This window comes from Streptosporangium sp. NPDC048886 (assembly GCF_055586905.1).
This window is the reverse complement of the sequence record NZ_JBVJHH010000026.1, coordinates 88,301-110,191: the sequence shown is the minus strand read 5'-3', so window position 1 is coordinate 110,191 and position 21,891 is coordinate 88,301. Positions and strand designations below refer to the sequence as shown.

The window sequence follows — 21,891 nt, the reverse complement described above, 5'->3', positions numbered from 1 at the left end:
GCCGCGCCTGTCAGTGTCCGCCCGCGCGTGCCGTGCCTGCCCGCGCACGGCCGCTAGGCGAGATCCGGCAGGAGCTCGCCCGGCGCCGGGGAGACCGGCAGCGGGCCGTCCAGCGGCGGTCCGTCCGGCAGCGGACCGCCGGGAGGCGGGCCGCCCGGCGGCCGGGCCCCCGCCCGCGCGTGGGGCCCGCACATGAGGCCGGGCAGCATCCCGCGCGCCGCGTCGAGGTCGGCGTCGAGGGGGCGGTCGGCCATCCGGGCGTCAAGGCCGACGTCGCAGGGCAGGCCCCGCTGGCGCAGCGCCCGGACCGCCGCGACCAGCTCGCAGGCCAGCACCGTTTCCAGCGGTTCGAGGGCGGACAGGGCCGAGCGCGCGGCCTGGGGGGTGAAGCTCGCGTGGTCCTCGGTCCCCAGGGAGAGCACGGCGGTGCCGAGGGTCACCGGGGAGGCGAGCTGGCGGAGCTCGGCCAGGGCCGAGTGGGCGACGTATTCGAGGATCATCACGCCGGACAGGCCGGGACGCTCGGCCAGGAAGGGCAGCAGGCCGGTGTGGGCGGGGTCGGTCAGGGTGGCGAGCCGGGCGGCGCTCAGCGAGGCGGTCTGGACGACGGCGGCCCGGAGCGCGTCGAGGGCGAGCGCGACCTTGACGGAGTGGAAGTTGCCGTTGTGCCAGGCCCGGCCGTCGGCGATCAGCGGATTCTCCGGGGCGGCGTTGAGCTCCTCGGTGACGGCCCGCTCCGCGCGGCCGAGGGCGTCGAGGGCGGCGCCGTGGACCTGGGGGAGGGCGCGGTAGCCGTACGGGTCCTGGACCCGGCGCGGGAGGGTGGCGCCGATCAGCTCGCGGAGCCCGGCCGCCACCGCCGCCTGGTCCGGTCTGCGCTGCACGGCCTGCGCGAGCGGTTCGAGCGAGGCGTCGATCGCCTGGAAGGAGTGGGCCGCGACCGCTGTCGTGGCGGTGAGGACGGCTCGCAGGCGGTGGCAGGCCAGGGCCGCGTCCGCGAGGGTCGCCGCGCCGGAGCTGATGAAGGGGAGGGCGTCGCTGGAGGCCAGCGCGTATCGGGGGCCGAGGCCGCCGGTGCCGGGGGGCGGTGTCCAGGGGAGTTCGCCGAGGAGGCAGAGGGCGGTGGTGGCCAGCGCGGTGAGGTCGCCGGTGCCGATGGCGCCGTAGGTGCGGATCGGGGGGGTGAAACCCCGGTTGACGGCGGCGGCGAGAACGGGCAGCAGGCCGGGGTTGAGGCCGGAGCCGCCGGTGAGGAGCTGGTTGAGGCGGACCACGAGGGTGGCGCGGGCGCGCGCCTCCCCGATCAGCGGACCGGCGCCGCCGGCGTGGCTGCGGAGCAGGTCGAGACCGGCGGCCTCGACCGTGACGCCCTTGTTGGCCCCCACCCCGGTGGTCTGGCCGTACAGCGGCCCGCTGAGGGAGCGGGCCGTCTGCCAGGCGGTCTCGGCGCGGTCGGTGGAGCCCAGCAGGATCCCGGAGCCGTGCGCGGCCCGGTGGACCTGCTCGCAGGTCAGGTGGGCGCCGTCGAGGACAACCGTCATCGGGTCAGTCGCCGAACACCAGGTCGAGCAGCCAGCTCACCACGCCGACGACGATCGCGCCCCAGAACGCGGCCCAGAACCCCTCCACGTGGAAGGGCAGGTTGGCCTGGGCGGCGATCCAGCTCGTGAGCAGCAGCAGGCCGGCGTTCACGACGAGGGCGAACAGGCCGAGGGTGAGGACGTAGAAGGCGCAGCCGAGGGTCTTGATGATCGGCTTGAGGACCGTGTTGATCACACCGAACAGGAGGGCGACCGCCAGGAGCGTCCCGATCTGCATGGTGGTGGTCTCGGTGGTCACCGTGATGCCGCTCACGAGTTTGGTGGCCACCCACAGGGCGGCCGCCACGGCCAGGATCTTGATGATGATTTTCACGTTTCGGCATCCTCGCATGGGTCGTCGGATGGGCGATAGATCCGCAGCATTAGATGCGGATATATCAGGACACTAGGCATTTTGGAGGCGCGGTGGGCGCCGGAACCGTGGCGGACCGGGCGCGAGAGGATTCCGGACGGGCCAGGGGGGTCAAGCGGACACGGAGAGCCTCCTCCCGTGACTCCGCGTAGTTGTGAGGTTAAAGGTTTCATAGACGGCCCGTCGCTCCCCCGGCGGAGGGGAATGGCTCCCGGCGAGAGCGTGTGCCGCCGAGGGAGGCCTCATCATGTCCAACGAAACATCCAGCGGCTCCGGAGCCGCCGGCCGTACGGCGTCGCGGGAGATCCGGCTCGCCTCGCGACCCGAGGGCTGGCCGACGGAGGAGAACTTCGAGCTCGTGGAGGTGGAGATCCCCGCCCCCGGTGAGGGGGAGGTCCTCGTCCGCAACCGCTACATGAGCGTCGACCCGTACATGCGGGGCCGCATGAACGACGTCGAGTCCTACGTCCCGCCCTTCGAGCTCGGCAGGCCTCTCGACGGCGGCGCGGTGGGCGAGGTCGTCGAGTCGCGCGCCCCCGGCCTCGCCGCCGGCGACCTCGTCCTGCACGGGTACGGCTGGCGGGAGTACGCGCTCGTCCGCGCGGACCGGGCCCGCAAGATCGAGGAGATCCCCGGGGTCCCCCTCTCGGCCTACCTCGGCGTGCTCGGCATGCCCGGTCTCACCGCCTATGTGGGACTGCTCGACATCGCCGCGTTCAAGGAGGGCGACACGGTGTTCGTCTCCGGGGCGGCCGGGGCGGTGGGCAGCCTGGTCGGGCAGATCGCCCGGCTGAAGGGCGCCTCGCGGGTCGTGGGAAGCGCGGGATCACAGGAGAAGATCGCCTACCTGACCGGGAAGCTCGGCTTCGACGCCGCCTTCAACTACAGGACGGCCCCCGCGCGGCGGCAGCTCGCCCAGGTGGCTCCCGACGGGATCGACGTCTATTTCGACAACGTCGGCGGTGAGCACCTGGAGGCGGCCCTCGACGCGTTGAAGACCTACGGCCGGGTCGCGATGTGCGGGGCGATCTCCGTCTACAACGCCGCCGAGCCGGTCCCCGGCCCGAGCAACCTCTTCCTGGCCGTCGGCAAGCGGCTCACCCTCCGGGGTTTCATCGTGGGCGACCACTACGACCGCATGACCGACATGATCAGGGAGGTGGGCGCCTGGCTCCGCGGCGGTGAGATCACTTTCGGGGAGACCGTCGTCGACGGCCTGGAGAACTCCCCCAGGGCGTTCATCGACATGCTCGGCGGCGCCAACACCGGCAAGATGCTCGTCCGGTTGGCCCGGTGACCGTGCATAATCCTCACAATCTGGGGGCAGGAGGGGCGAGAGGGGGTGGGTTAGGTGGAAACGGACGAGCTTGAGGCGCTGTCGGCCCAGGAACTACATGATCGTGCGGTCCGATATGCCGTGCACCACGGGGACTTCGCCTTCCTGTGGGATCTGCTGAAGGTGATCCCGGCGGCCGAGGCGTCCGCCGGCAACGAGACCGAGACGGCCAACGATCTCAGCCGGGTCTCCGCCCTGCTCAGCGATGCCATGGCGTCGGGTGAGGGCCGGCTCGGCGAGGCGCTGCGTCCGTTCTACATCGACTACCTCTCCAAACATCCCGAGGCATAGCCGGCCGTGGCTCCGGCCGCTCCGGTCCCCGGCCGCTTCGATAGGGTGACCGGCAAGGTTACGGGAGGAGCGGTCATGGCACAGGTGAGAGTCGAGCGGACCGAGGACGGGTTCGTGGCCCGCAACGAGCGCGGTGCCGAGGTCGCCATGGGCGGCGGTGACGAGCAGGGGGTGTTCACCCCCGTCGAGCTGCTGCTCGCGGCGCTCGGCGGCTGCAACATCGTCACCGTGGAACCGCTCACCGCCCAGCGCGGTCACCGGCTGGTCCGCCTGGCGATGACCGTCCAGGCGGAGAAGGTGGAGCCGACGCTGCTCGGGCCCATGACCATCACCTACGACGTGGAGCTGCCGGAAGGCGACGACAAGGCCGACGAGGTCTTCCGCGCGGTGGCCCAGCGGGTGGAGGAGAAATACTGCACGGTGAGCCGGGCGCTGCGGGAGAAGACCGAGATCCGGCTCGAACTCCCCGAGTGACCGCCGCGCCCGTGGGCGACCGGCAGGGCTCCGGGACGGCTGCCGTGCTCCGTGAACGGCCGCCTGTGTCCGGCGGATGACCGGAGGTCTCGCGGCGGCCGCCGAGCCCGGCCGGGACCCGCGCGCTTGGTCTGGCAATACCGGGTCAACCCCGGCTGTAGGCCCAAAATCAACCCTTGGATGACGTCCTCGTTACATTTGGTTCTGTACTGTTGAAGCAGGTCAAGGGGTTCTGCGAAGCCCGGGGGGAGCATTGCAGAGACTTTTCACCGGATACAGGACGCGAGGGGGATCGCGTCCCTGAGCGGAGCCGCCGGAGTCTTGGGGGAGACGAAGGAGAGGCCCGCGAGGAGGCCGGGACCGGACAGTTGGGGGACTGTCCGGTCCCGAGTCTTTGGGGGTGGGGGCCGGACGGTCGGGAGACCGTCCGGCCCCTTTTCCGATCGCGGCAGGGGAGCCGTCCGGCCCCGCTCCGCCAGGGGAGAGCGGGTATCCGTCCGATGTGCGCCACCGCCGGGGCTGCTGCTAGAGTTACCTCCGTTGCAAGCGCCGCTAGCTCAGTTGGTTAGAGCAGCTGACTCTTAATCAGCGGGTCCGGGGTTCGAGTCCCTGGCGGCGCACCACACGGTGAAGCCCAGGTCGATGATCATCGACCTGGGCTTCACCGGTTCCAGGGGCCCCGCTCACCTGCGCCGCCGCCGTCACCGGGCCGCCATCGCCGCTGGGCCGCCACCGTCACCGCTGCCGCCTCAGGTCGCTCAGCTCGCCGTCGCCTGTGGCCGTCGTGGTTACCGGCCCTTTGTGGGCCCTTTGCCCGCCCGCCGTACCGGTCCGGCCGTGGGACGGAAGTGACCTGATGGGGCGTGTGCGTCGTTTGTCGGTTACCGCGCTGGGGCAGAGCCCTTCCATGGGGATCGGGGGCGGTGTCGACGCCGTGGTGACGGCACTCGGCTGGACCACCGGCCCGGCGAGTGCGGCGGACCTGGCGGCGGCGCGCCTGCAGATGGCCCTCTCGCTGGGCTGGCACATCATCCTGGCCTGCATGGGGGTCGGGATGCCCGTCCTGCTGCTGTCGGCCGAGTGGCGGGCGATCCGGACCGGTGACGGAGACTCCATGCGGCTGGCCCGGCAGTGGGCGAGGGCGACGGGGGTGCTGTTCGCGGTCGGGGCGGTCTCGGGGACGATCCTCAGCTTCGAGATGGGCCTGCTGTGGCCGGGGCTCATGGGGATCTACGGTGAGGTGATCGGCCTGCCCTTCGCGCTGGAGGGGATCGCCTTCTTCGTCGAGGCCATCTTCATCGGCGTCTACCTCTACGGCTGGGACCGGCTGCCGCCCGTGGCGCACCTGCTGAGCGGGGTGCCCGTGCTGGTCGCGGGGGTGGCCTCGGCGTTCTTCGTGGTGACCGCCAACGCGTGGATGAACCAGCCGGTCGGGTTCGTGATGGAGAACGGCCGGGTGACGGAGGTTTCCCCGTGGCGGGCGATGTTCAACCCGGCCACGCCGCCGCAGACGCTGCACATGATCGTGGCGGCGTTCATGGTCGCCGGGTCCGTCACCGCGGCGGTGTACGCGGTGGCGATGCTGCGCGGGCGGCGGGACCGCTACCACCGCCTGGGCTTCCTGATCCCCTTCACGATGACGGCCGTCTTCGCCCCGGTCCAGATCCTGGTGGGCGACTACGCGGCCAAGTTCCTGGCCGACTACCAGCCGGCCAAGCTCGCCGCGGCGGAGGGGCTCTTCCTGACCCGCTCGGGCGCGCCGCTGAGCCTGGGCGGTTTCGTCGTCGACGGCGAGTTGCGCTACGCGATCGAGATCCCCAACGGCCTGTCCCTGCTGGTGGGCTACAGCCCGCACACCGTGGTCGAGGGGCTGGACCGGGTGCCGGTGGCCGACCGCCCACCGGTCACCGCCGTCCACCTGGCCTTCGACACGATGGTGGGGATCGGATTCTTCCTGCTCCTGCTGTCGGTCTGGTACGCCGCGGTCTGGTGGCGGCGGCACGACCTGCCCCGCTCCCGCTTGTTCCTGAGGCTCGCGGCCGTCTCCGGGGTGGCCGCCGTCGTCGCGGTGGAGGCCGGCTGGGTCGTGACGGAGGTCGGCCGGCAGCCGTGGGTGGTGTACGGCAAGCTACGCACCTTCGACGCGGTCAACCCGGCGCCCGGCCTGTGGGCCGGGGCCGTCATCGTCACCCTGGTCTACGTGGTCCTCACCGTCGCCACCGTCTACGTCATGCGGCGGGTGGCACGCGCCCCCCAGGAGTCGGCAGCCCCCCAGGAACCGGGGTGATCCGATGGACGCGGCGCAGATCCTGCTGGTCGTGATGTGGGTGGGGCTGACGCTCTACGCGCTGCTGGCCGGGGCCGACTTCGGCGGCGGCATCTGGGACCTGGTGGCGGGGCGCAGCCGTGCCGGCCTGCCGCAGCGGCGTCTCATCGAGCACTCCATCGGGCCGGTGTGGGAGGCCAACCACGTCTGGCTGATCTTCGTGATCGTCGTGCTGTGGACCGGTTTCCCGCCGGTTTTCGCGGCGGTGATGTCCACGCTCTACATCCCGCTGACGCTCGCGGCGCTCGGCATCATCGCCAGGGGAGCGGCCTTCGTCTTCCGCAAGGCGAGCACGGAGCTGTGGCAGCAGCGCCTGTTCGGCGCGGCCTTCGCGCTCTCCTCCGTCCTGACGCCCTTCTTCCTGGGCACGGTCGCCGGGGCGGTCGCCTCGGGGCGCGTCCCCCCGGGGCTGGCGGCCGGAGATCTCGTGAGGAGCTGGCTGAACCCGACCTCGCTGCTCGGCGGGGTCCTCGCGGTCGGCGTCTGCGCCTATCTCGCCGCGGTGTATCTGTGTGACGACGCGGTGCGGGCGGGACTGCCCGACCTGGCCGAGGGGTTCCGGCGCAGGGCGGTGACCACGGGGCTCGGCGTCGGCGCCGTCGTGCTCGGCGGCATCGCCGTGGTGCGCTGGGACGCTCCCCGGCTGTTCGGCGGCCTCACCGGCCGGGCGCTGCCCCTCGTCGTCGTCGGCGCGGTGCTCGGCCTGTTCTCGCTGGCCCTGCTGTGGCGGCGGCGCTACCTGCCGGTCCGGGTCACCGCCGCGGCGGCCGTCGCGGCGGTGATGTGGGGCTGGCCCCTGGCGCAGTATCCCGTCATGCTCCCTCCCGCGCTCACCGTCGGCGAGGCCGCCGCGACCCCCGCCGTGCTCGGCGCCACGCTCGCCGTCCTGGCCGTGGGCGCGCTGCTGGTGGTGCCGTCCATGGTGTGGCTGTTCCTGCTGCAGCGGCGCTCGCCGTACGACCCGGGCGCGCACGGCTGACGCCCGCCCGGCGGCCTGGGCCCGCGGCCGCCGGCCAGAGGCGGCGGCCGGGGCGGACCGGTTGACCTCAATCAAAGTTGAGGTTGCAGAGTGGGGTCCGGCAACGACGAGCGGAGGAGTTTCTGATGAAGGCTGCTGCTTTTTCCGAGTTCGGCGGGCCCGAGGTGCTGCGGGTCATGGAGCTTGAGACCCCCGAGGCGGGTGCGGGGCAGGTCCGGGTGCGGGTCAAGGCGGCGGGCGTGCAACCGTTCGACGTCGCGGTACGCCAGGGGTGGAGCCCGGCGGGGGTGACCGGGGGCCTGCCCCGGATCCCCGGCAACGAGTTCGCCGGGATCGTCGACCAGGTGGGCGAGGGGGTGAGCGGGGTCTCCGCCGGCGACGAGGTGCTGGGCTTCAACCTGCTGAACTCCTACGCCGAGTACGTCGTGGTCCCGGCCGAGAACGTCACGGCCAAGCCGGCGAACATGCCCTGGGAGGTGGCGGGCGGCTTCACCGCCGGCACCCAGACCGCCCACATCGCCCTGAGGCAGCTGGGGGTGGGGGAGGGGGACACGGTCCTGGTCCACGCCGCCGCCGGCTCGGTCGGCACCGCCGCGGTGCAGCTCGCCCGGCTGTGGGGGGCGCGGGTCATCGGCACCGCGCGTGAGGAGAACCACGACTACCTGCGCTCGCTCGGCGCGACCCCCGTCGCGTACGGCGACGGCCTGCTGGAGCGGGTGCGCGCCCTCGCCCCCGGCGGGGTGGACATGGTCCTGGACGGCGCGGGCGGTGCGGCGCTGGAGGTGTCGCTGCAGTTGGTGAAGGGCGAGCGCGTCGTCACGCTGGTCGAGCACGAGAGGGCGGAGGCGCTGGGGGTCCAGCTGACCCGGGGGGTGCGGCTGGCCTCCCGGCTGGCCGAGCTCGCCGACCTCTACGCCGACGGCAGGCTCACCTTCCACGTCCGCCGGACCTATCCGCTGGACCGGGCCGCCGACGCCCACCGCGAGGTCGAGACCGGCCACGGCCGGGGCAAGGTCGTCCTCGCCGTCGGCTGAGCGAACTTCAGATCATCTCCGCGTTTAACCGAGAGAAGTGTGGTGACACGCACACAACAAGTGACGTTTCCCATGTAAAGTCCGTTTTGAGGACCGTATGGCGGGGGGAGCCATCGTGAGAAAACTCATGCATGCGGCGGCACTGTTCATCGTCGCCACCTCTGGGATCGTCGCGACGGGGACGTCTGCGCAGGCGCGGGATGATGGCACGCCGGTTGGCCCGGACCAGTACCAGGCGCTGATGGACCAGTGCCGGTACGCCGACTCGGCGCGGCTGCAGAGCGAGTGTCGCTCGGCGGTCGAGCGCAACTACCGGATCGGGCAGGAGAACTCCGGCCTCGACTGCCGGACCTACTCGGGGGTCACGGTCTGCGGGGACCTGTCGCTCAGCAAGCGAGAGGCCGCGTGCGTCGAGCACTCGGTGGAGGCGGGGCTGACCGAGCGTCGATCCGAAGTCGAGTGCTACGCGTTCTACTGACCCCGTCCCGACGGCCCCGCCCCGTCCCGAGTAGGGAGGGCGGGGCCGCGGCGCGGGAATCATCCTTCGGATGTGCCGCAACCTATGGCATCGGCGACCGAATTTTTAGTAAGGTTTCTTGTTAATAACGTGCTATCCGTCGGCCGTTGGACATGTCCCACCTCCATCCCCCTGTAGGAGGAGTCCACGTGCATCTGCGACACAAGGCGGCCACCGCGGCCGCCGCCCTCACCGTTGGATCTCTGCTCGCCCTGCTGCCGTCCGCCCCGGCGGTCGCGCACGGATCGATGTCGAACCCGCCCAGCCGCGCCTACGTCTGCAAGACGGAGGGGCCGGAGACCCCCAAGTCGGAGGCGTGCAAGGCGGCCGTCGCGGCCGGCGGCACCCAGGCGTTCTACGACTGGCACGAGGTCTCCCGGCTCGAGGCCGGCGGCAACCACCGTGCGATCATCCCGGACGGCAAGCTGTGCAGCGCCGGGCGTGACAAATATCGCGGGCTCGACCTCGCCAGGGCCGACTGGCCCGCCACCCGGGTCTCCCCGGGGCCGCTGACGATCACCTACCACGCGACCGCGCCCCACGCCAACAGCAACTTCGAGTTCTACATCACCAAGCAGAGCTGGAACCCGACCCAGCCGCTGCGCTGGGCGGATCTGGAGCCCATCAAGACGTTCAACAACCAGAACCCCAGCACGTTCACGAACTGGACGATCAACCTCCCGCAGCGCACCGGCCGCCAGCTCGTCTACTCGATCTGGCAGCGCGTGGTGGGCAGCACCGAAGCCTTCTACACCTGCTCCGACGTGGACTTCGGCGGCGGCACCACCCCCACGCCGACCCCCACGCCGACCGTGACCCCGACGCCCACCCCGACCCCCACCCCCACGCCCACGCCGACCTCGACCCAGCCGGGCGGCACCTGGAGCGCGGGCACCGCCTACACGGCGGGCACGCGGGTGACCTACGGCGGCCTGACCTACCAGTGCCTGCAGCCGCACACCGCGCTGCCGGGCTGGGAGCCGCCGAACGTCCCCTCGCTGTGGCAGCGCGTCTGATCCAGACCGGCCGGGGCGGCCACGACCGCCCCGGCCCCACCCCGGAGAGGAGTCCACGATGAAGCGCACCGCCCTCGCCGTCCTGGCGGTCCTCCTTCTCGCCGGCTGCGGTGCCCACAGCATCCAGGAGCTCCGCGGTGACGCCCCCGCCGGGCACGGTGGCGCCCACGCGGGACACGGCGCCGCCCGCACCCCGGGCGGGACCGCCGTCGCGGGCAGGGACTTCAACCCCGCCGACGTGATGTTCCTGCAGATGATGACGGCCCACAACGGCCAGGGCGTGGAGCTGGTCCGGCTGGCGCCGGAGCGGGCCACCCGTCAGGAGGTCAGGACGCTGGCGGCGGCGATCGCCACGACCCAGGAGGTGGAGGCCGCGTCGATGGCCGAACAGCTGATCGACTGGGGCCGGCCCATCGGCGCGGAGCCCGGCGAGCACGCCGCCCACGGAGGCATGCCGGGGGTGAGCAAGGCGGAGATCGCCGCGGTCGCCGGAGCGGCCCCGGCCGACTTCGAGAGGAAGTTCCTCAACATGCTGATCGCCCAGCAGGACGACGCCGTCCAGATGGCCAGGATGGAGGTGAGCACCGGCCTGAACGCCGAGGTCAAGGCGCTGGCGGCGCGGATCGACGCCTCGCGTACGGCGCAGATCAAGCAGATCCTGGCGCTGCTGGGCCAGTGATCGGGCCGCGGGTCTGATGATCGATTTGTCCGCACGCTCTCCGATATGGAATATTTCCTACCTAATGTAAGGGAAATAGGGGAGAGTCATGCGTAAGTTGTTCGGGGTCGTGGCAGGCCTGATCCTGGCCGGTAGCCTCGCCGCCTGCGGTGGATCCTCGACCGACACGGCCGAGCCCGCCGCCGCACCCAAGGCCGACGCCCCGCTCAAGGTCGGGGTGAACCCCGTGCCCCATGGCGAGGTGCTCAAATACGTCAAGGACAACCTCGCGGCCAAGGCCGGGCTGAACCTGGAGATCGTCGAGTTCACCGACTACGTCCAGCCCAACACCCAGCTCGACGAGGGCAACCTGGACGCCAACTACTTCCAGCACATCCCGTACCTGGAGGAGTTCTCCAAGGGCAAGGACATCAAGCTGAGCTGGGTCGCCCCGGTCCACATCGAGCCGCTCGGCCTCTACTCCAAGAAGATCAAGAACGTCGCCGAGCTCGCCCAGGGCGCCTCGGTGGCCCTGCCGAACGACACCAGCAACCTGGGCCGCTCGCTCAAGCTCCTGGCCGACAACGGGGTGATCACTCTCAAGGAGGGCGTCGGCGTCAAGGCCACCGAGCGCGACGTGGCCGACAACCCCAAGGGCCTGCAGTTCAAGCCCCTGGAGGCGGCCCAGCTGCCCCGCTCCCTGGAGGACGTGGACGCCGCGATCATCAACGGCAACTACGCCCTGGAGGGCGGCCTGCAGCCGGCGACCGACTCCCTGATCCTGGAGAAGGGTGAGGGCAACCCCTACGCCAACGGCCTGGTGACCGTGCCGGCCAAGGTGGACGACCCCCGCGTCAAGAAGCTCGCGGAGATCCTCCAGGGGCCGGAGGTCAAGAAGTTCATCGAGGACAGGTACAAGGGAGCGGTCCTGCCCGCCGGTCAGTGACCTCGCCGTCCCGCCGCCGCGCGGCCCCTGCCGGAAACCTCGGCCGGGGGCCGCGCGGCGGATCTGTTTCCCGGGGTGACCTGGGCCCCTGCGGGGTCGGCGGGGCCGCGCGCCCGCGTTTCTCCCCGGGATCGGCGGGGCCGTGACGGCGGCCGGACGCCCGTGCTTCTCCCGGGATCGGCGGGGCCGTGACCGCGGCCGGGCGGCCGTGTCCCGTGGCGGGCCACGCGGCGCGACGTTTGAGATCCGTGTGGGGGATAGGGGATGAGGCGTTGGCTCGAAGGAGGGAATCCCATGACCATCGCAGGCGGCATCATCCTCATCATGCTCGGCGCCATTCTCACCTGGGCGGTCGAGTTCGACATCGCCGGGTTCGACATCAACATCGTCGGCGTCATCCTGATGCTCGGCGGTCTCGCGTGGCTGCTGTTCGCGCTCTACCGCCTCAGCGTCGCCCGCCGGGCCGTGGAGACGCCCACCACCACGGTGGTCGAGGACCCGGTGACCCACCGTCGCGTCTACGAGGAGCGTCACTACAACGACCCCCCGGTCGTGTGACCCGCCCACTCCGCGGTACGAGAGCCGAGGTTTCCAGGGCCTGACCGCCCACCCCGTGCCGGTGCGCCCGTTAGCGTCCGCGCGTGCCGGGTAGGTGGGGCCTCTCATCAAGTGTGAAACGGAGGACGGGACGTTGAGCAGGGTCGTATCCCGAGGGACGAGCGCCGTGAGCGGAATGCTCGGCGGCGCCATCGCAGGAGCCATCTTCAAGCAGGTCTGGAAGTTCGCCTCGGGCAAGGACGACGCGCCCCAGGCGACGTCCGAGGAGTACGGCTGGAGGGAGATCCTGGTCGCGGCGGCCATCCAGGGCGCGATCTTCGGCGTGGTCAAGGCCGCGATCGACAGGTCCGCGGCGCGGAGCATTCACCGAGCCACCGGCAAGTGATCTCACCCGGGAGCCCCCGGTCCGTCTGACGGACCGGGGGCTCGGCGCGTCCGCGCGGGGATCCGGGCCGCGGGCCCGGCGGGCCGGGGTCCCGACGTGGAGATCCGGGCCGCGGGCCCGGACAGGGGTCCCGACATGGGGATCCGGACCGGGGTCCCGACGCGTCCGCGCGGAGATCCGGACTACGGTCCCGAGGGGCGAGAGCCCCGCGACTCCGGGGCTGCCGAGCCCGTCAGGCCCTCGCCCGGCGGGTGACCGCGGCGGCGACGGCCCCGCCGGCCAGGGTGAGGGCCGCCAGGCGACGGTGGCGCGAGAGCCAGGCCTGCGGGCTGCGGGCGTGGGCGCGGCGGCCGAAGGTGCCGTGGGCGCCGTAGTCGTCGTCCTCGTCGGCGGGCCTCCACAGGTTGGCCACGCCCGTGGGAGGCTGGGCCGCCGTCTGCTGGCTGTCCCGGCCGGTCCGGGCCAGATAGCGGTCGAGCAGCCCAGGGGCGATCCGCTGCGCGAGCAGGGTGGCGGCCGTCGAGCCGCCCACCCAGTATTCGCGCCGTCCGGGGTGTTCGGCCGCGTGGACCAGCGCCCGGGCGGCCACCTCGGGCTCGTAGATCGGCGGCACCGGCTGCGGGTGGCGGCCCAGCTTGGACAGCACCCAGGAGAACTGCGGAGTGTTCAGCGCGGGCAGCTGCACCATGGTGATCTGGATCCCGCTCCGCTCCCCCAGCAGTTCGGTCCTGACCGACTCGGTGAACCCCTTGATCGCGTGCTTGGCCCCGCAGTAGGCCGCCTGCAGCGGGATGCCCCGGTAGGCCAGAGCCGAGCCGGTCTGCACGATCACCCCCCGGTCGCGGGGGCGCATCAGGTCCAGCGCCACCCGCGTCCCCCAGACATAGCCGAGGTAGGTGACCTGGGTGGCCCGCTCGAACTCCTCCGGTGTGATCTCGGTGAAGGGGGCGAAGACCGACGAGAAGGCCACGTTGATCCAGACGTCGATCGGCCCGACCTCCCGCTCGATCTGTTCCGCGGCATCCCTGACCTGCTGGTAGTCGGACACGTCGGCCTCGTAGACCAGCCCGGCGCCGCCCGCCGCGCCGGCCTCCACCGCGGCGGAGCCGAGACCGGCCGTGCCCCGGGCGATCAGCGCCACGGTGGCGCCGCGGGCGGCCAGCCGCCGGACCACCGCCCGGCCCACCCCGCCGCTGGCCCCGGTCACCACCACGACCTTGTTCTTCATGATCGGTTCCTCCTCCGGTTCAGGCGGCACCCGTACCCGGGCAGGCGCCGGTCATGCCGAGTGACCGGCCGCGAGAGGCGAGCACGTCCGTGTAGACGGCGACGGTCTGGTCGGCGACCCGGCCCCAGCCGTAGCGGGATCTCGCCCGGCCGGCGGCGGCGACGCCGTAGGCGGTGCGCCGGAACGGGTCGGCGAGCAGCTCGCGCAGGGCGCGGCCGAGAGCGGTCGACCTGCGGGGCGGCACCAGCAGGCCGGTGACGCCGGGGACGACCGTGTCGAGGTGGCCGCCCACGGCGGAGGCGACCACCGGCACGCCGCAGGCCATGGCCTCCAGCGGCACGATGCCGAACGGTTCGTACCAGGGCACGCTGACCACGACGTCCACCGCGCGCATCAGCGCCGGGACGTCCTGCCGGGCCACCCTGCCGAGGAACCGGACGCGGTCCGCCACGCCGTACATGCCGGCGATCCGCGCCAGGCGGGCCGGCTCCGGCTCGCCGGGGGAGCCGCCCGCGACCACGAGCATGGCGTCCGGGACGTGGCGCAGCGCCCGGATCGTGGTCTCCACACCCTTGCGCGGGACCGCCCGGCCGACGGCGAGCAGGACCGGCCCGGGGCCGAGGTCCATCCTCGGGCCGGTCGGGGTGAAGGCGTCCAGGTCGACGCCGCAGGGGACGATCATGGTGCGGGCGCCGGGCGCCCGCATCCGGCCCAGCTCCGCCACCTCGTCGGCGCAGGTCGCGATGACCGCGTCCACCTGGCGGGCGATGAGCTTCTCGGTCCCGACGCGCTCGCGCGGACTGGTGTCGGCCGGCCCCTGATGACGCCGCTTGACCGTGCCGAGGGCGTGGAAGGTGTGCACGGTGGGCACCGCGATGTCCCGGGCGGCGGCCAGCGTGGCCAGGCCGCTCATCCAGAAATGGCTGTGGGCCAGGTCCGGCGGGGCGGTGTGCCAGCGCCGGGCGAGCCACCGGCCGAAGTCCGGCATCCAGGGGAGCAGGTCGTCCTTCGCCATGGTCTCGGCGGGGCCGGCCGGGACGTGGACCACGGTGACCCCGGGGGCGAAGCGGACCTCCTCCGGCTGGGCGGAGGTCTCCCTGCGGGTGTAGACGGTCACCTCGTGTCCCCGCGCGCCGAGGGCGCGGGAGAGGGCGGCGACGTGGACGTTCTGTCCCCCGGCGTCGGCACCGCCGACGGTGGCCAGAGGGCTGGCGTGTTCGGACACCATCGCGATCTTCATGGGCACGGCTCCCGTGGCGCGGCATGCGGCGGCGACGTGCCTGCGTCTTAGGCATCCGAGGAGCTCTCATTCCCCTCATGAGCGTTTTAAACGCGTTTGACCTCGGGTTTCTCGGGAACGCGATCGCTTTGAAGAGAGGAGTTCAACGATGGAGGCGCCGCAGTACGTCGCCGCGCGTGTGCAACGCGCGCTGGCCGAGGACGAGAGAACCCACGAGCTCGGCATCCGGGTGGACGTCCGGGGTGAGCAGCTCTTCCTGCGCGGCCAGGTGACCGGCGCCGGGCGCCGCACGCTGATCGCCGCCGTGGCGGGCGAGGCGGCTCCCGGCCTGACGGTCCACAACGAGATCACCGTCATGGACGTCCGGGGCCCGGGGGAGGAGGAGAGGCTGTGAGAGAGCTGCGGATCGCGGCGGTCGGAGACGTGCACCTGGACGAGAGTCTGAGGGGGAGCTACCGCACGCGGCTGGAGGGCATCGAGGAACACGCCGACGTGCTGCTGCTGGCCGGGGACCTGACCCGGCACGGCACCCTGGAGGAGGCGCGGGTGGTGGCGGAGGAGTTCCGCGGCCTGCCGATCCCCGTGGTCGCCGTGCTCGGCAATCACGACCACCATTCCGACCTGCCCGCCGAGATCGCGGCCCTGCTGTCCGGCGCCGGGATCACGGTCCTGCACGACGACTCGACCGTGCTCGACATCGACGGAGTACGGCTCGGCGTGGTCGGCGGCAAGGGCTTCGGCGGGGGATACGCCGGCAAGTGCGCCAGTGATTTCGGCGAGCCCGAGATCAAGGCGTTCGTCGGGCACACCAAGCGGATCGCGGAGCGCTGGCGGGTGGCGCTCAAGGAGCTCCAGGCCGACCGGAGGGTCGTGCTGTCGCACTACTCGCCGGTCAAGGACACCCTGCACGGGGAGCCGCTGGAGATCTATCCCTTCCTCGGCAGCTACCTGCTGGCCGAGGCGGTGGACGCGGAGGGCGCCGACCTGATCGTCCACGGTCACGCTCACGCGGGGACGGAGAAGGGCGTCACCCCGGGGGGCGTCCGGGTGCGCAACGTGGCGCTGCCGGTGCTGGGCCGGGCGTACGGGGTGTACTGCCTGTAGTCCCGGGGGCCTGTGGCCCTGGACCCTGTGATCCGGGCTCTGCGGTGCCGGTCCTGTGATTTTGGGCCCTGCGGTTCCGGGCTCCGGGCCCGGACCGTCGGCGCCGCTCCCCGGGTGGGGAGCCGGCCGCCGGGCATGAAGCCACGCGGCGGTGAAATCACGAAGAGATGAAACCACGGAGAAATGAGGCCGTGAGGGCGTGAAGAAGCGGGCCGGGTGAGAACCCGGCCCGCTGAGGCTTCTGATGGTAATTCGGGGCGACTTGGTGTTTGGTGCGGACGTTCTGCGAGCCATCGGCCCGCATCACACATTGAAGATGCTCACACCTCCGGGGCCGACGAGGAAGCCGAGGACGATAAGGACGATCCCCCAGAGGAGGTCGCGGCGGGCCAGGATTACATAGATCCCGGCGACGACGAGAACGACTGCGATGATCCAGAGCAAAGTAGCCATAACTAGGGACTGCCCTCACAATTCACGACTTAACATCCTTGCTCCGATACAGATCGACAATTGGCTGCAGAAACCAGAGCCAGCCGCTGGCCAGCGCGATCGTGCCGCCGAACAGCGCGGCCGGCCAGCTGTTGATGACCGTCTCCGCGACGAGGGCCACCGAGCTGGTCATCGCGATCGCCAGTCCCAGCGCTCCGGCGACGCCGAGCTCGTTGGCGCGGTGCAGCATCTTCTCCTTCAGGCCCGTCCGGAACAGCAGGCGGTGCTGGGCGGCGGGGGTGATGAAGCAGATGGAGGCCAGCGCGGCGCTCAGCAGCGCGATGAAGAACAGCCAGCGGCCCAGGAGGTCCACCTTGTGGAAGCCGGCGGCGAAGGGCAACGTCAGCAGGAAGGCGAACAGGACCTGGACACCGGTGACGGCGACGCGCAGTCCCTGGAGCAGCTCGGCGAGCTCCCGGTCTACCCGCTCCTTGTGGCTCTCTCCCGGCTCCGGATTCTCCGCTCTGCTGCTCTCATCGGGCTCCGCCTCTTCGTTCTGCACCTGTTCCGGCTGATTCATGCGGGGCACCTACCCGAGTCAAGGTTTGCCATGCCTACCTGGAGATCTACGGGGTAGGCGAGGGAAATGGGAAGCCACAGTCACGAGGTAACCGACGCGATCCTGGAAACACTGAAGCGGGCGAGCAGCGGGCTGAAGGACGCGGACGTCAGGTTCGCACTCGCCGGGGGGTGCGCGGCGTATGCGCGCGGAGCCGCGCCCTCGCTGCACGACGTGGACTTCGTCCTGCCGCAGGAGGATGTGCCGACCGCCCTGGAGGCGCTGCGCGGACTGGGTTTCGAGACGGCCAAGCCCCCGGAGGACTGGCTGGTCAAGGCGTACGACGAGGGAAGGCTGGTGGATCTGATCTTCTCCATCTGCGACCACCCCGTCACTCCGGCGCTGCTGGAGCGCGCCGAGCCGATGAAGGCGTCGGCGGTGATCCTGCCCGTCCTGGAGGCCACCGACCTGGTCATCTCCTGGCTGCTGCCGCTCTCGGAGCACAGCTGCGACTACAGCTCGCTGCTGCCCCAGGTGCGGGCGCTGCGCGAGCAGGTCGACTGGGAGCGGGTCGCGGCGGTCGTCCAGGCATCGCCGTACGCGTTCACCTTCCTGACCCTGCTGGAGCGACTTGAGGTGATCCCCCGCCTCCCCGAACCCGCCGACGACCCGTCCTGGCCCTGAGCGGGAGAAGGCTCGGGACACGGCGAGAGGGCCCCGCCTGGCGGCGGGGCCCTCTCCGTTCACCGTGCGGGTCAGTACGTGGCGCCAGGGCCGCCCCCGAGGGGGAAGCGGCTGTAGTAGTCGCCGACGGTGTCGCGGTAGACGGGCTCCTTGAAGGTGGCCTCGTCGAATTCCGGAGCGTGCTTGATCTCGTCCTTGGTGCGCGAGACGTAGATCTTGCGCTCCTGCGGGTCGATCCGGGTGACCGTGCTCGCCGGGAGCATGACCTTCTTACCGAAGATCCACGGTCCGGTGTCGACGACGATGTAGCTCTCGCCGACGTCGTAGGTGGCCTCGTCGACGGAACCGATCTTTCCGTCGGTGGCCTCTACGTGATAGCCCGCAATGTCGAGGCTCTTGTTGACGTCGTAGACATCGGTCCGGTAGGTCCAGAGCTCGGACGACATAGTTCGTATCTCCCTTTCGGTTGATTCTCCGGGCTCAACTCTCGTACCCGAGACATGAAGGCTAAACGGAACACGCGCCATCGAATGGAATTAAATCCACGACTTGCCCACTCGCATGGAGAATCATTGGATGTGATCAGAGCGCTTACCTGTCGAGGTCAGCTCCAGAACCTGATCTCGGGATAACGGCGGGAGGGCCGTTCGAGCAGCGGCTGGGACCGCTTGCGCAGATGCAGGTCGAAGAAGGCGCCGACGTATTCGCGGGTGACCTTCACCGAGCGGGCCCCGGAGACCGGGAGGCCGAGGTCGACGCCGGACTGCTCCAGGAGCAGCGGATAGTCGGTGAAGGACCCGTGGTCCCCGCCGTCGAGGGTGAGCCAGCGCTTCCAGCCGGTCATGCTCTTCCAGTCGCGGCCCCACGTGAAGTCCTTCCCGCCCGGCTCGTGGACCTCTCCGGCGCCGAGCATGAGGAACGGCCGGGAGAGCCCCTCGCCGGGGATCGGGACGAAGAAGGTGCCGTCCATGTTGATCCCGGCGCGCACCCGGGAGTCGTTGAGCATGGTCCAGGCGGAGCTGTTGCCCCCGATGGAGTGGCCCGCCATCGCGATCCGGGAGCGGTCGATCAGCTCGCCGCCCTTCCAGGCGGGACTCGGCCCGGTCAACCGGTCGAGCACGAAGGAGACGTCGGCTGTCCGGCTCCTGGTCGCCTTGTCGCCGAACTTCCAGATGTCTTCGGACTGCTCGTCGCAGGCGACGCAGGTCGCGGTGTGGCCGTCGGGGAAAGTGGCGCCGTAGGCCTCGTGCGTGTGGTCGATCCCCGCCACGATGTAACCCCTGCTCGCCAGGTCTTCGGCCAGGGCCGTCAGCGAGCTGCGCGACATGGTGAACCCCGGCGAGAGCACGACGAGGGGCAGGGCGTGCCTGCGGCCGATCGGCGGGACGTCGACGAGCGCGTTGGTCCGGGTCTTGCTCAGGACGTCTCCGGGCACGCCGGTGATCTTCTGCCCCTTCAGCGTCAGCGCCGACTCCTCGGCGGTCATGTAGGGGGCTCGCCGTCCATGGGATGTCCGCGCGGGATACCACAGCGAGACCATGAGCTGCCGTGACTTCTCCTCGGGGACCCACGGGTCCGGGCGGGAGCCGTCGACCAGGTGCAGTGTCGTCAGGCCCACCTGGTGCGGGCCGGTCGGCCTGGGCAGGGCGAGGGCCGACCTCGGCGCGGTGGGGGCGCCGCTCGGCGGGGGAGAGGAGGGGGAGGCCGATGCGGCGGGGGCGCCGGCCGCCGCGGCGGCGGGTGTCGCGAACGCGAGCAGTGCGACGGCGGCGGCCAGGGCGCCGCGAAGAATCGAGGTTGGCATGGGGCACACCCTCCCGGCGCGGGGCCGGGAGCGCCTCGGCCGAGGGACGGTCGGAGAGCTGCGACTTTCGTAGGGGGTCGGCCCGACGATCGTCGCGGGCGCATTCCACCGGAGCGCCCTAGGCTCGGACCCGTGGAGTACGGCGAGGCGGCACCGGTCGGCGGCCAGGTGCTGAGGCGGGTCAGCCAGCTGATCGACCGGAGCGGCCCCTGGGCGCTGGGCCTGGCCGTCCTGCTGCTGTCATGGGTGTCCGGAGACGGCCTGACGCAGGCGCCCTCGCTCTGGCGGCATCCCGGCTTCCTCCTGGTGCTGGCCGCGTCGGCGCTGGCGGCGGGGGCCGTACGGCGGACCCGGTGGCCGCTGTCCGTCATGGCCGCCGTGGGCTGGGTGTCGTTCGGGCTGTGGCCCGCGGTGGTCATCGCGTCCTACCACGCGGGCACGGGCCTGCGGCGGCGGATCGACGTCGTGGCCTACGCCCTGGCCGCCACCGCGGTCATGGGCGGGTCCGTGGTGGCCGGCGCCGTGGCCGGCGGCGCCCGCCGCACCGTGACGGAGACCGTGGTGGACGGCGCCATGCCCCTGGCGGCGCTGGTGGCCCTGCCGCTGGTCGCGGGCCTGTGGGTGAACGCCCGCCGGCAGGTGGTCGTCGCGCTGCGCGAGCGCGCCGAACGGCTCGAACGCGACCAGCGGGACCGCACCGACCGCGCCCGGGCGCAGGAGCGCACGCGGATCGCCCGCGAGATGCACGACGTCGTCGCGCACCGGGTGTCGCTGATGGTCCTGCACGCCGGCGCGCTGGAGGTGCGGACCTCAGAGGAGCGCAGCGCGCAGGAGGCCGCCCTCATCCAGGCCATCGGCCGGGAGGCGCTGGTCAACCTGCGGGAGGTGCTCGGCGTGCTGCGCTCGCCCTACCCCGGCGCCGTGGCGGCCGGCCCCGGCGACGGCGAGGGCGTCCCCCTCGCCCCGCAGCCGACGCTCGCCGACCTCGACCGGCTCCTCGACCAGTCGAGGTCGCTGGGCATCCCCGTCAGCCGGCACGACGAGGGCACGGCCCGCCCACTGCCGGCCATGGTGGAACGGACCGCCTACCGGCTGGTCCAGGAGGCGCTGACCAATGTCCACAAGCACGCCGCTGACGCGTCCGCGGCCGTCTTCCTGCGATATCTTCCCGGGACGTTCGAGGTGGTGGTGGACAACGGCCTGTCGACGGCGGCGGCCGAGCCGCTGCCCGGCGCCGGGCTGGGCCTGACCGGGCTGCGCGAGCGCGTCGAGCTGGCGGGCGGCGAGTTCGAGGTCGGCAGGCTGCCCGGCGGCGGGTTCAGGACGTCCGCCCGGCTTCCGGCGGAGCGGGTGGAGGAGGCCGTGTGATCCGCGTGCTGATCGTCGACGACGAGGTGCTCGTCCGCTCGGGCCTGCGCATGATCCTGGAGGCCACCGGCGACGTCGTGGTCGTCGGTGAGGCGTGCGAGGGCGCCGAGGCGGTCGGCGCGGCCGTCCGGCTCAGCCCGGACGTCATCCTCATGGACGTCCGCATGCCCGGCATGGACGGCCTCTCCGCCGCGGCGGAGATCGGCAGGCTGCCCGACCCCCCCAAGGTGATCATGCTGACGACGTTCGACATCGACGAATACGTCCACCTGGCCCTCCGCGCCGGCGCGGTCGGCTTCCTGCTCAAGGACACGCCGCCGAGAGACTTCGCCGCCGCCGTCCGCACGGTCGCGGCCGGCAACGCCATGCTCGCCCCCACCGTCACCAGGCGGTTGATCAGCTCCTTCGCGGAGAAGGGGCCGTCGCCGGCCGAGGCGGCGCGCAAGCGGCTCGCCGTGCTCACCTACCGTGAGCGCCAGGTCCTGCGGGAGGTCGCCCGGGGCCTGTCCAACGCCGAGATCGGCCGCGAGCTGACGATGAGCGAGGCGACCGTCAAAGCGCACGTCAGCAACTCCCTGGCCAAGCTCGGTCTGGCCAACCGGGTCCAGGCGGCGATCCTCGTCCACGACGCGGGCCCGTTCCCGGGCTAGGCCGGGACGGACCGGGGGCTGCCCCCTGGCGGGGCCGCGACCGGCACATGTCATCTCATGTACGGACCATGGCTGCGAATCCGGTATTCTTGTCGAGGTCAAGCGCCGCTAGCTCAGTTGGTTAGAGCAGCTGACTCTTAATCAGCGGGTCCGGGGTTCGAGTCCCTGGCGGCGCACCTGACGAAAAGCCCGGCCGTGTCACGGCCGGGCTTCTCGCGTTTTCCGGGTGGCCGCGCCCTTGCCGGGTGATCGGCGTGGCCGTTGGGCGGCATCACCGCATGGGTCGATGGGTATAGCCAAATAGAGCAATGTTCGTACCCTTCAAGCTCCTTGTCTGATTCGCGAAAAA

The 21,891-nt window shown here is 71.5% G+C and carries 25 protein-coding genes and 2 tRNA genes; 19 read left to right on the top strand and 8 right to left on the bottom strand.

What is annotated here, in order from left to right; genetic code table 11:
- Positions 1-53: 53 nt before the first annotated feature.
- A complete protein-coding gene (locus ACZ6R6_RS29750; RefSeq protein WP_470098807.1) occupies positions 54-1,541 on the bottom strand; it encodes an aromatic amino acid lyase in 1,488 nt (495 codons plus the stop codon).
- A 4-nt stretch (positions 1,542-1,545) separates the two neighbouring features.
- Positions 1,546-1,914 carry a phage holin family protein gene (locus tag ACZ6R6_RS29745; protein WP_306865301.1) on the bottom strand — a complete coding sequence of 123 codons (369 nt, stop codon included), beginning with the start codon at positions 1,912-1,914 and terminating at the stop codon, positions 1,546-1,548.
- A 286-nt stretch (positions 1,915-2,200) separates the two neighbouring features.
- Between ACZ6R6_RS29745 and ACZ6R6_RS29740 the strand changes: the two genes are divergently transcribed.
- From ACZ6R6_RS29740 to ACZ6R6_RS29680, 13 genes are all read left to right on the top strand, one after another.
- Complete coding sequence (locus ACZ6R6_RS29740; RefSeq protein ID WP_470098804.1) at positions 2,201-3,250, top strand: NADP-dependent oxidoreductase; 1,050 nt, start codon at positions 2,201-2,203, stop codon at positions 3,248-3,250.
- 54 nt (positions 3,251-3,304) lie between these two features.
- Positions 3,305-3,580, top strand: coding sequence for a hypothetical protein (locus tag ACZ6R6_RS29735; protein ID WP_451930907.1), 276 nt, complete (start codon positions 3,305-3,307; stop codon positions 3,578-3,580).
- Positions 3,581-3,655: 75 nt separating this feature from the next.
- The gene (locus ACZ6R6_RS29730) at positions 3,656-4,054 is read left to right on the top strand and encodes an OsmC family protein (RefSeq protein ID WP_470098802.1); all 399 of its coding nucleotides are present in this window, start codon (positions 3,656-3,658) and stop codon (positions 4,052-4,054) included.
- A 546-nt stretch (positions 4,055-4,600) separates the two neighbouring features.
- Positions 4,601-4,677: transfer RNA gene (locus tag ACZ6R6_RS29725), tRNA-Lys, on the top strand.
- Between the two features lie 284 nt (positions 4,678-4,961).
- Positions 4,962-6,341, top strand: coding sequence for a cytochrome ubiquinol oxidase subunit I (locus ACZ6R6_RS29720; protein ID WP_470098800.1), 1,380 nt, complete (start codon positions 4,962-4,964; stop codon positions 6,339-6,341).
- Positions 6,342-6,345: 4 nt separating this feature from the next.
- Complete coding sequence (locus tag ACZ6R6_RS29715; protein WP_470098798.1) at positions 6,346-7,359, top strand: cytochrome d ubiquinol oxidase subunit II; 1,014 nt, start codon at positions 6,346-6,348, stop codon at positions 7,357-7,359.
- Between the two features lie 125 nt (positions 7,360-7,484).
- Positions 7,485-8,393 carry an NADP-dependent oxidoreductase gene (locus ACZ6R6_RS29710; RefSeq protein ID WP_470098796.1) on the top strand — a complete coding sequence of 303 codons (909 nt, stop codon included), beginning with the start codon at positions 7,485-7,487 and terminating at the stop codon, positions 8,391-8,393.
- Between the two features lie 115 nt (positions 8,394-8,508).
- Entirely contained in the window at positions 8,509-8,871 is a 363-nt protein-coding gene (locus ACZ6R6_RS29705) for a hypothetical protein (protein WP_470098794.1), read from the top strand.
- A gap of 188 nt (positions 8,872-9,059) precedes the next feature.
- Positions 9,060-9,926, top strand: coding sequence for a lytic polysaccharide monooxygenase auxiliary activity family 9 protein (locus ACZ6R6_RS29700; protein ID WP_470098793.1), 867 nt, complete (start codon positions 9,060-9,062; stop codon positions 9,924-9,926).
- Positions 9,927-9,984: 58 nt separating this feature from the next.
- The gene (locus ACZ6R6_RS29695; RefSeq protein ID WP_470098792.1) at positions 9,985-10,605 is read left to right on the top strand and encodes a DUF305 domain-containing protein; all 621 of its coding nucleotides are present in this window, start codon (positions 9,985-9,987) and stop codon (positions 10,603-10,605) included.
- An 88-nt stretch (positions 10,606-10,693) separates the two neighbouring features.
- Entirely contained in the window at positions 10,694-11,530 is an 837-nt protein-coding gene (locus ACZ6R6_RS29690; protein WP_470098790.1) for a MetQ/NlpA family ABC transporter substrate-binding protein, read from the top strand.
- A gap of 294 nt (positions 11,531-11,824) precedes the next feature.
- A complete protein-coding gene (locus ACZ6R6_RS29685) occupies positions 11,825-12,088 on the top strand; it encodes a DUF6458 family protein (RefSeq protein ID WP_470098788.1) in 264 nt (87 codons plus the stop codon).
- Between the two features lie 166 nt (positions 12,089-12,254).
- Positions 12,255-12,473, top strand: a complete 219-nt coding sequence (locus ACZ6R6_RS29680; protein WP_470098786.1) for a DUF4235 domain-containing protein — start codon at positions 12,255-12,257, stop codon at positions 12,471-12,473.
- A gap of 232 nt (positions 12,474-12,705) precedes the next feature.
- Here the strand turns inward: ACZ6R6_RS29680 and ACZ6R6_RS29675 are convergent, their stop codons facing one another.
- Together ACZ6R6_RS29675 and ACZ6R6_RS29670 are read right to left on the bottom strand one after the other, a co-directional pair.
- Positions 12,706-13,701, bottom strand: coding sequence for an SDR family oxidoreductase (locus ACZ6R6_RS29675; protein WP_470098784.1), 996 nt, complete (start codon positions 13,699-13,701; stop codon positions 12,706-12,708).
- 19 nt (positions 13,702-13,720) lie between these two features.
- Positions 13,721-14,941, bottom strand: a complete 1,221-nt coding sequence (locus ACZ6R6_RS29670; RefSeq protein WP_470098782.1) for a glycosyltransferase — start codon at positions 14,939-14,941, stop codon at positions 13,721-13,723.
- Positions 14,942-15,089: 148 nt separating this feature from the next.
- On the opposite strand from ACZ6R6_RS29670, the gene ACZ6R6_RS29665 reads away from it, so the two are divergent.
- Together ACZ6R6_RS29665 and ACZ6R6_RS29660 are read left to right on the top strand one after the other, a co-directional pair.
- On the top strand, positions 15,090-15,335 hold the full coding sequence (locus tag ACZ6R6_RS29665; RefSeq protein WP_470098780.1) for a BON domain-containing protein: 246 nt from the start codon (positions 15,090-15,092) through the stop codon (positions 15,333-15,335).
- Entirely contained in the window at positions 15,332-16,045 is a 714-nt protein-coding gene (locus ACZ6R6_RS29660) for a metallophosphoesterase family protein (protein ID WP_470098778.1), read from the top strand. The genes ACZ6R6_RS29665 and ACZ6R6_RS29660 overlap by 4 nt, the downstream gene beginning before the upstream one ends.
- 303 nt (positions 16,046-16,348) lie before the next feature.
- On the opposite strand, the gene ACZ6R6_RS29655 is transcribed toward ACZ6R6_RS29660, so the two are convergent.
- Together ACZ6R6_RS29655 and ACZ6R6_RS29650 are read right to left on the bottom strand one after the other, a co-directional pair.
- The gene (locus tag ACZ6R6_RS29655; RefSeq protein WP_012894286.1) at positions 16,349-16,498 is read right to left on the bottom strand and encodes a GPGG-motif small membrane protein; all 150 of its coding nucleotides are present in this window, start codon (positions 16,496-16,498) and stop codon (positions 16,349-16,351) included.
- Between the two features lie 22 nt (positions 16,499-16,520).
- On the bottom strand, positions 16,521-17,057 hold the full coding sequence (locus ACZ6R6_RS29650; RefSeq protein ID WP_470098776.1) for a DUF6328 family protein: 537 nt from the start codon (positions 17,055-17,057) through the stop codon (positions 16,521-16,523).
- Positions 17,058-17,123: 66 nt separating this feature from the next.
- On the opposite strand from ACZ6R6_RS29650, the gene ACZ6R6_RS29645 reads away from it, so the two are divergent.
- Positions 17,124-17,720: a nucleotidyltransferase family protein gene (locus ACZ6R6_RS29645; RefSeq protein WP_470098774.1), complete on the top strand. Its 597-nt coding sequence runs from the start codon at positions 17,124-17,126 to the stop codon at positions 17,718-17,720.
- Between the two features lie 71 nt (positions 17,721-17,791).
- On the opposite strand, the gene ACZ6R6_RS29640 is transcribed toward ACZ6R6_RS29645, so the two are convergent.
- Together ACZ6R6_RS29640 and ACZ6R6_RS29635 are read right to left on the bottom strand one after the other, a co-directional pair.
- Positions 17,792-18,166, bottom strand: coding sequence for a PRC-barrel domain-containing protein (locus ACZ6R6_RS29640; RefSeq protein WP_470098772.1), 375 nt, complete (start codon positions 18,164-18,166; stop codon positions 17,792-17,794).
- Positions 18,167-18,324: 158 nt separating this feature from the next.
- Entirely contained in the window at positions 18,325-19,524 is a 1,200-nt protein-coding gene (locus ACZ6R6_RS29635; protein WP_470098770.1) for an alpha/beta hydrolase family protein, read from the bottom strand.
- A 132-nt stretch (positions 19,525-19,656) separates the two neighbouring features.
- Between ACZ6R6_RS29635 and ACZ6R6_RS29630 the strand changes: the two genes are divergently transcribed.
- From ACZ6R6_RS29630 to ACZ6R6_RS29620, 3 genes are all read left to right on the top strand, one after another.
- A complete protein-coding gene (locus ACZ6R6_RS29630) occupies positions 19,657-20,892 on the top strand; it encodes a sensor histidine kinase (RefSeq protein ID WP_470098768.1) in 1,236 nt (411 codons plus the stop codon).
- Entirely contained in the window at positions 20,889-21,542 is a 654-nt protein-coding gene (locus ACZ6R6_RS29625) for a response regulator (protein WP_306865367.1), read from the top strand. Before ACZ6R6_RS29630 ends, ACZ6R6_RS29625 begins: the two co-directional genes overlap by 4 nt.
- Positions 21,543-21,644: 102 nt before the next feature.
- Positions 21,645-21,718 (top strand) — tRNA-Lys (locus ACZ6R6_RS29620).
- Positions 21,719-21,891: the final 173 nt, after the last annotated feature.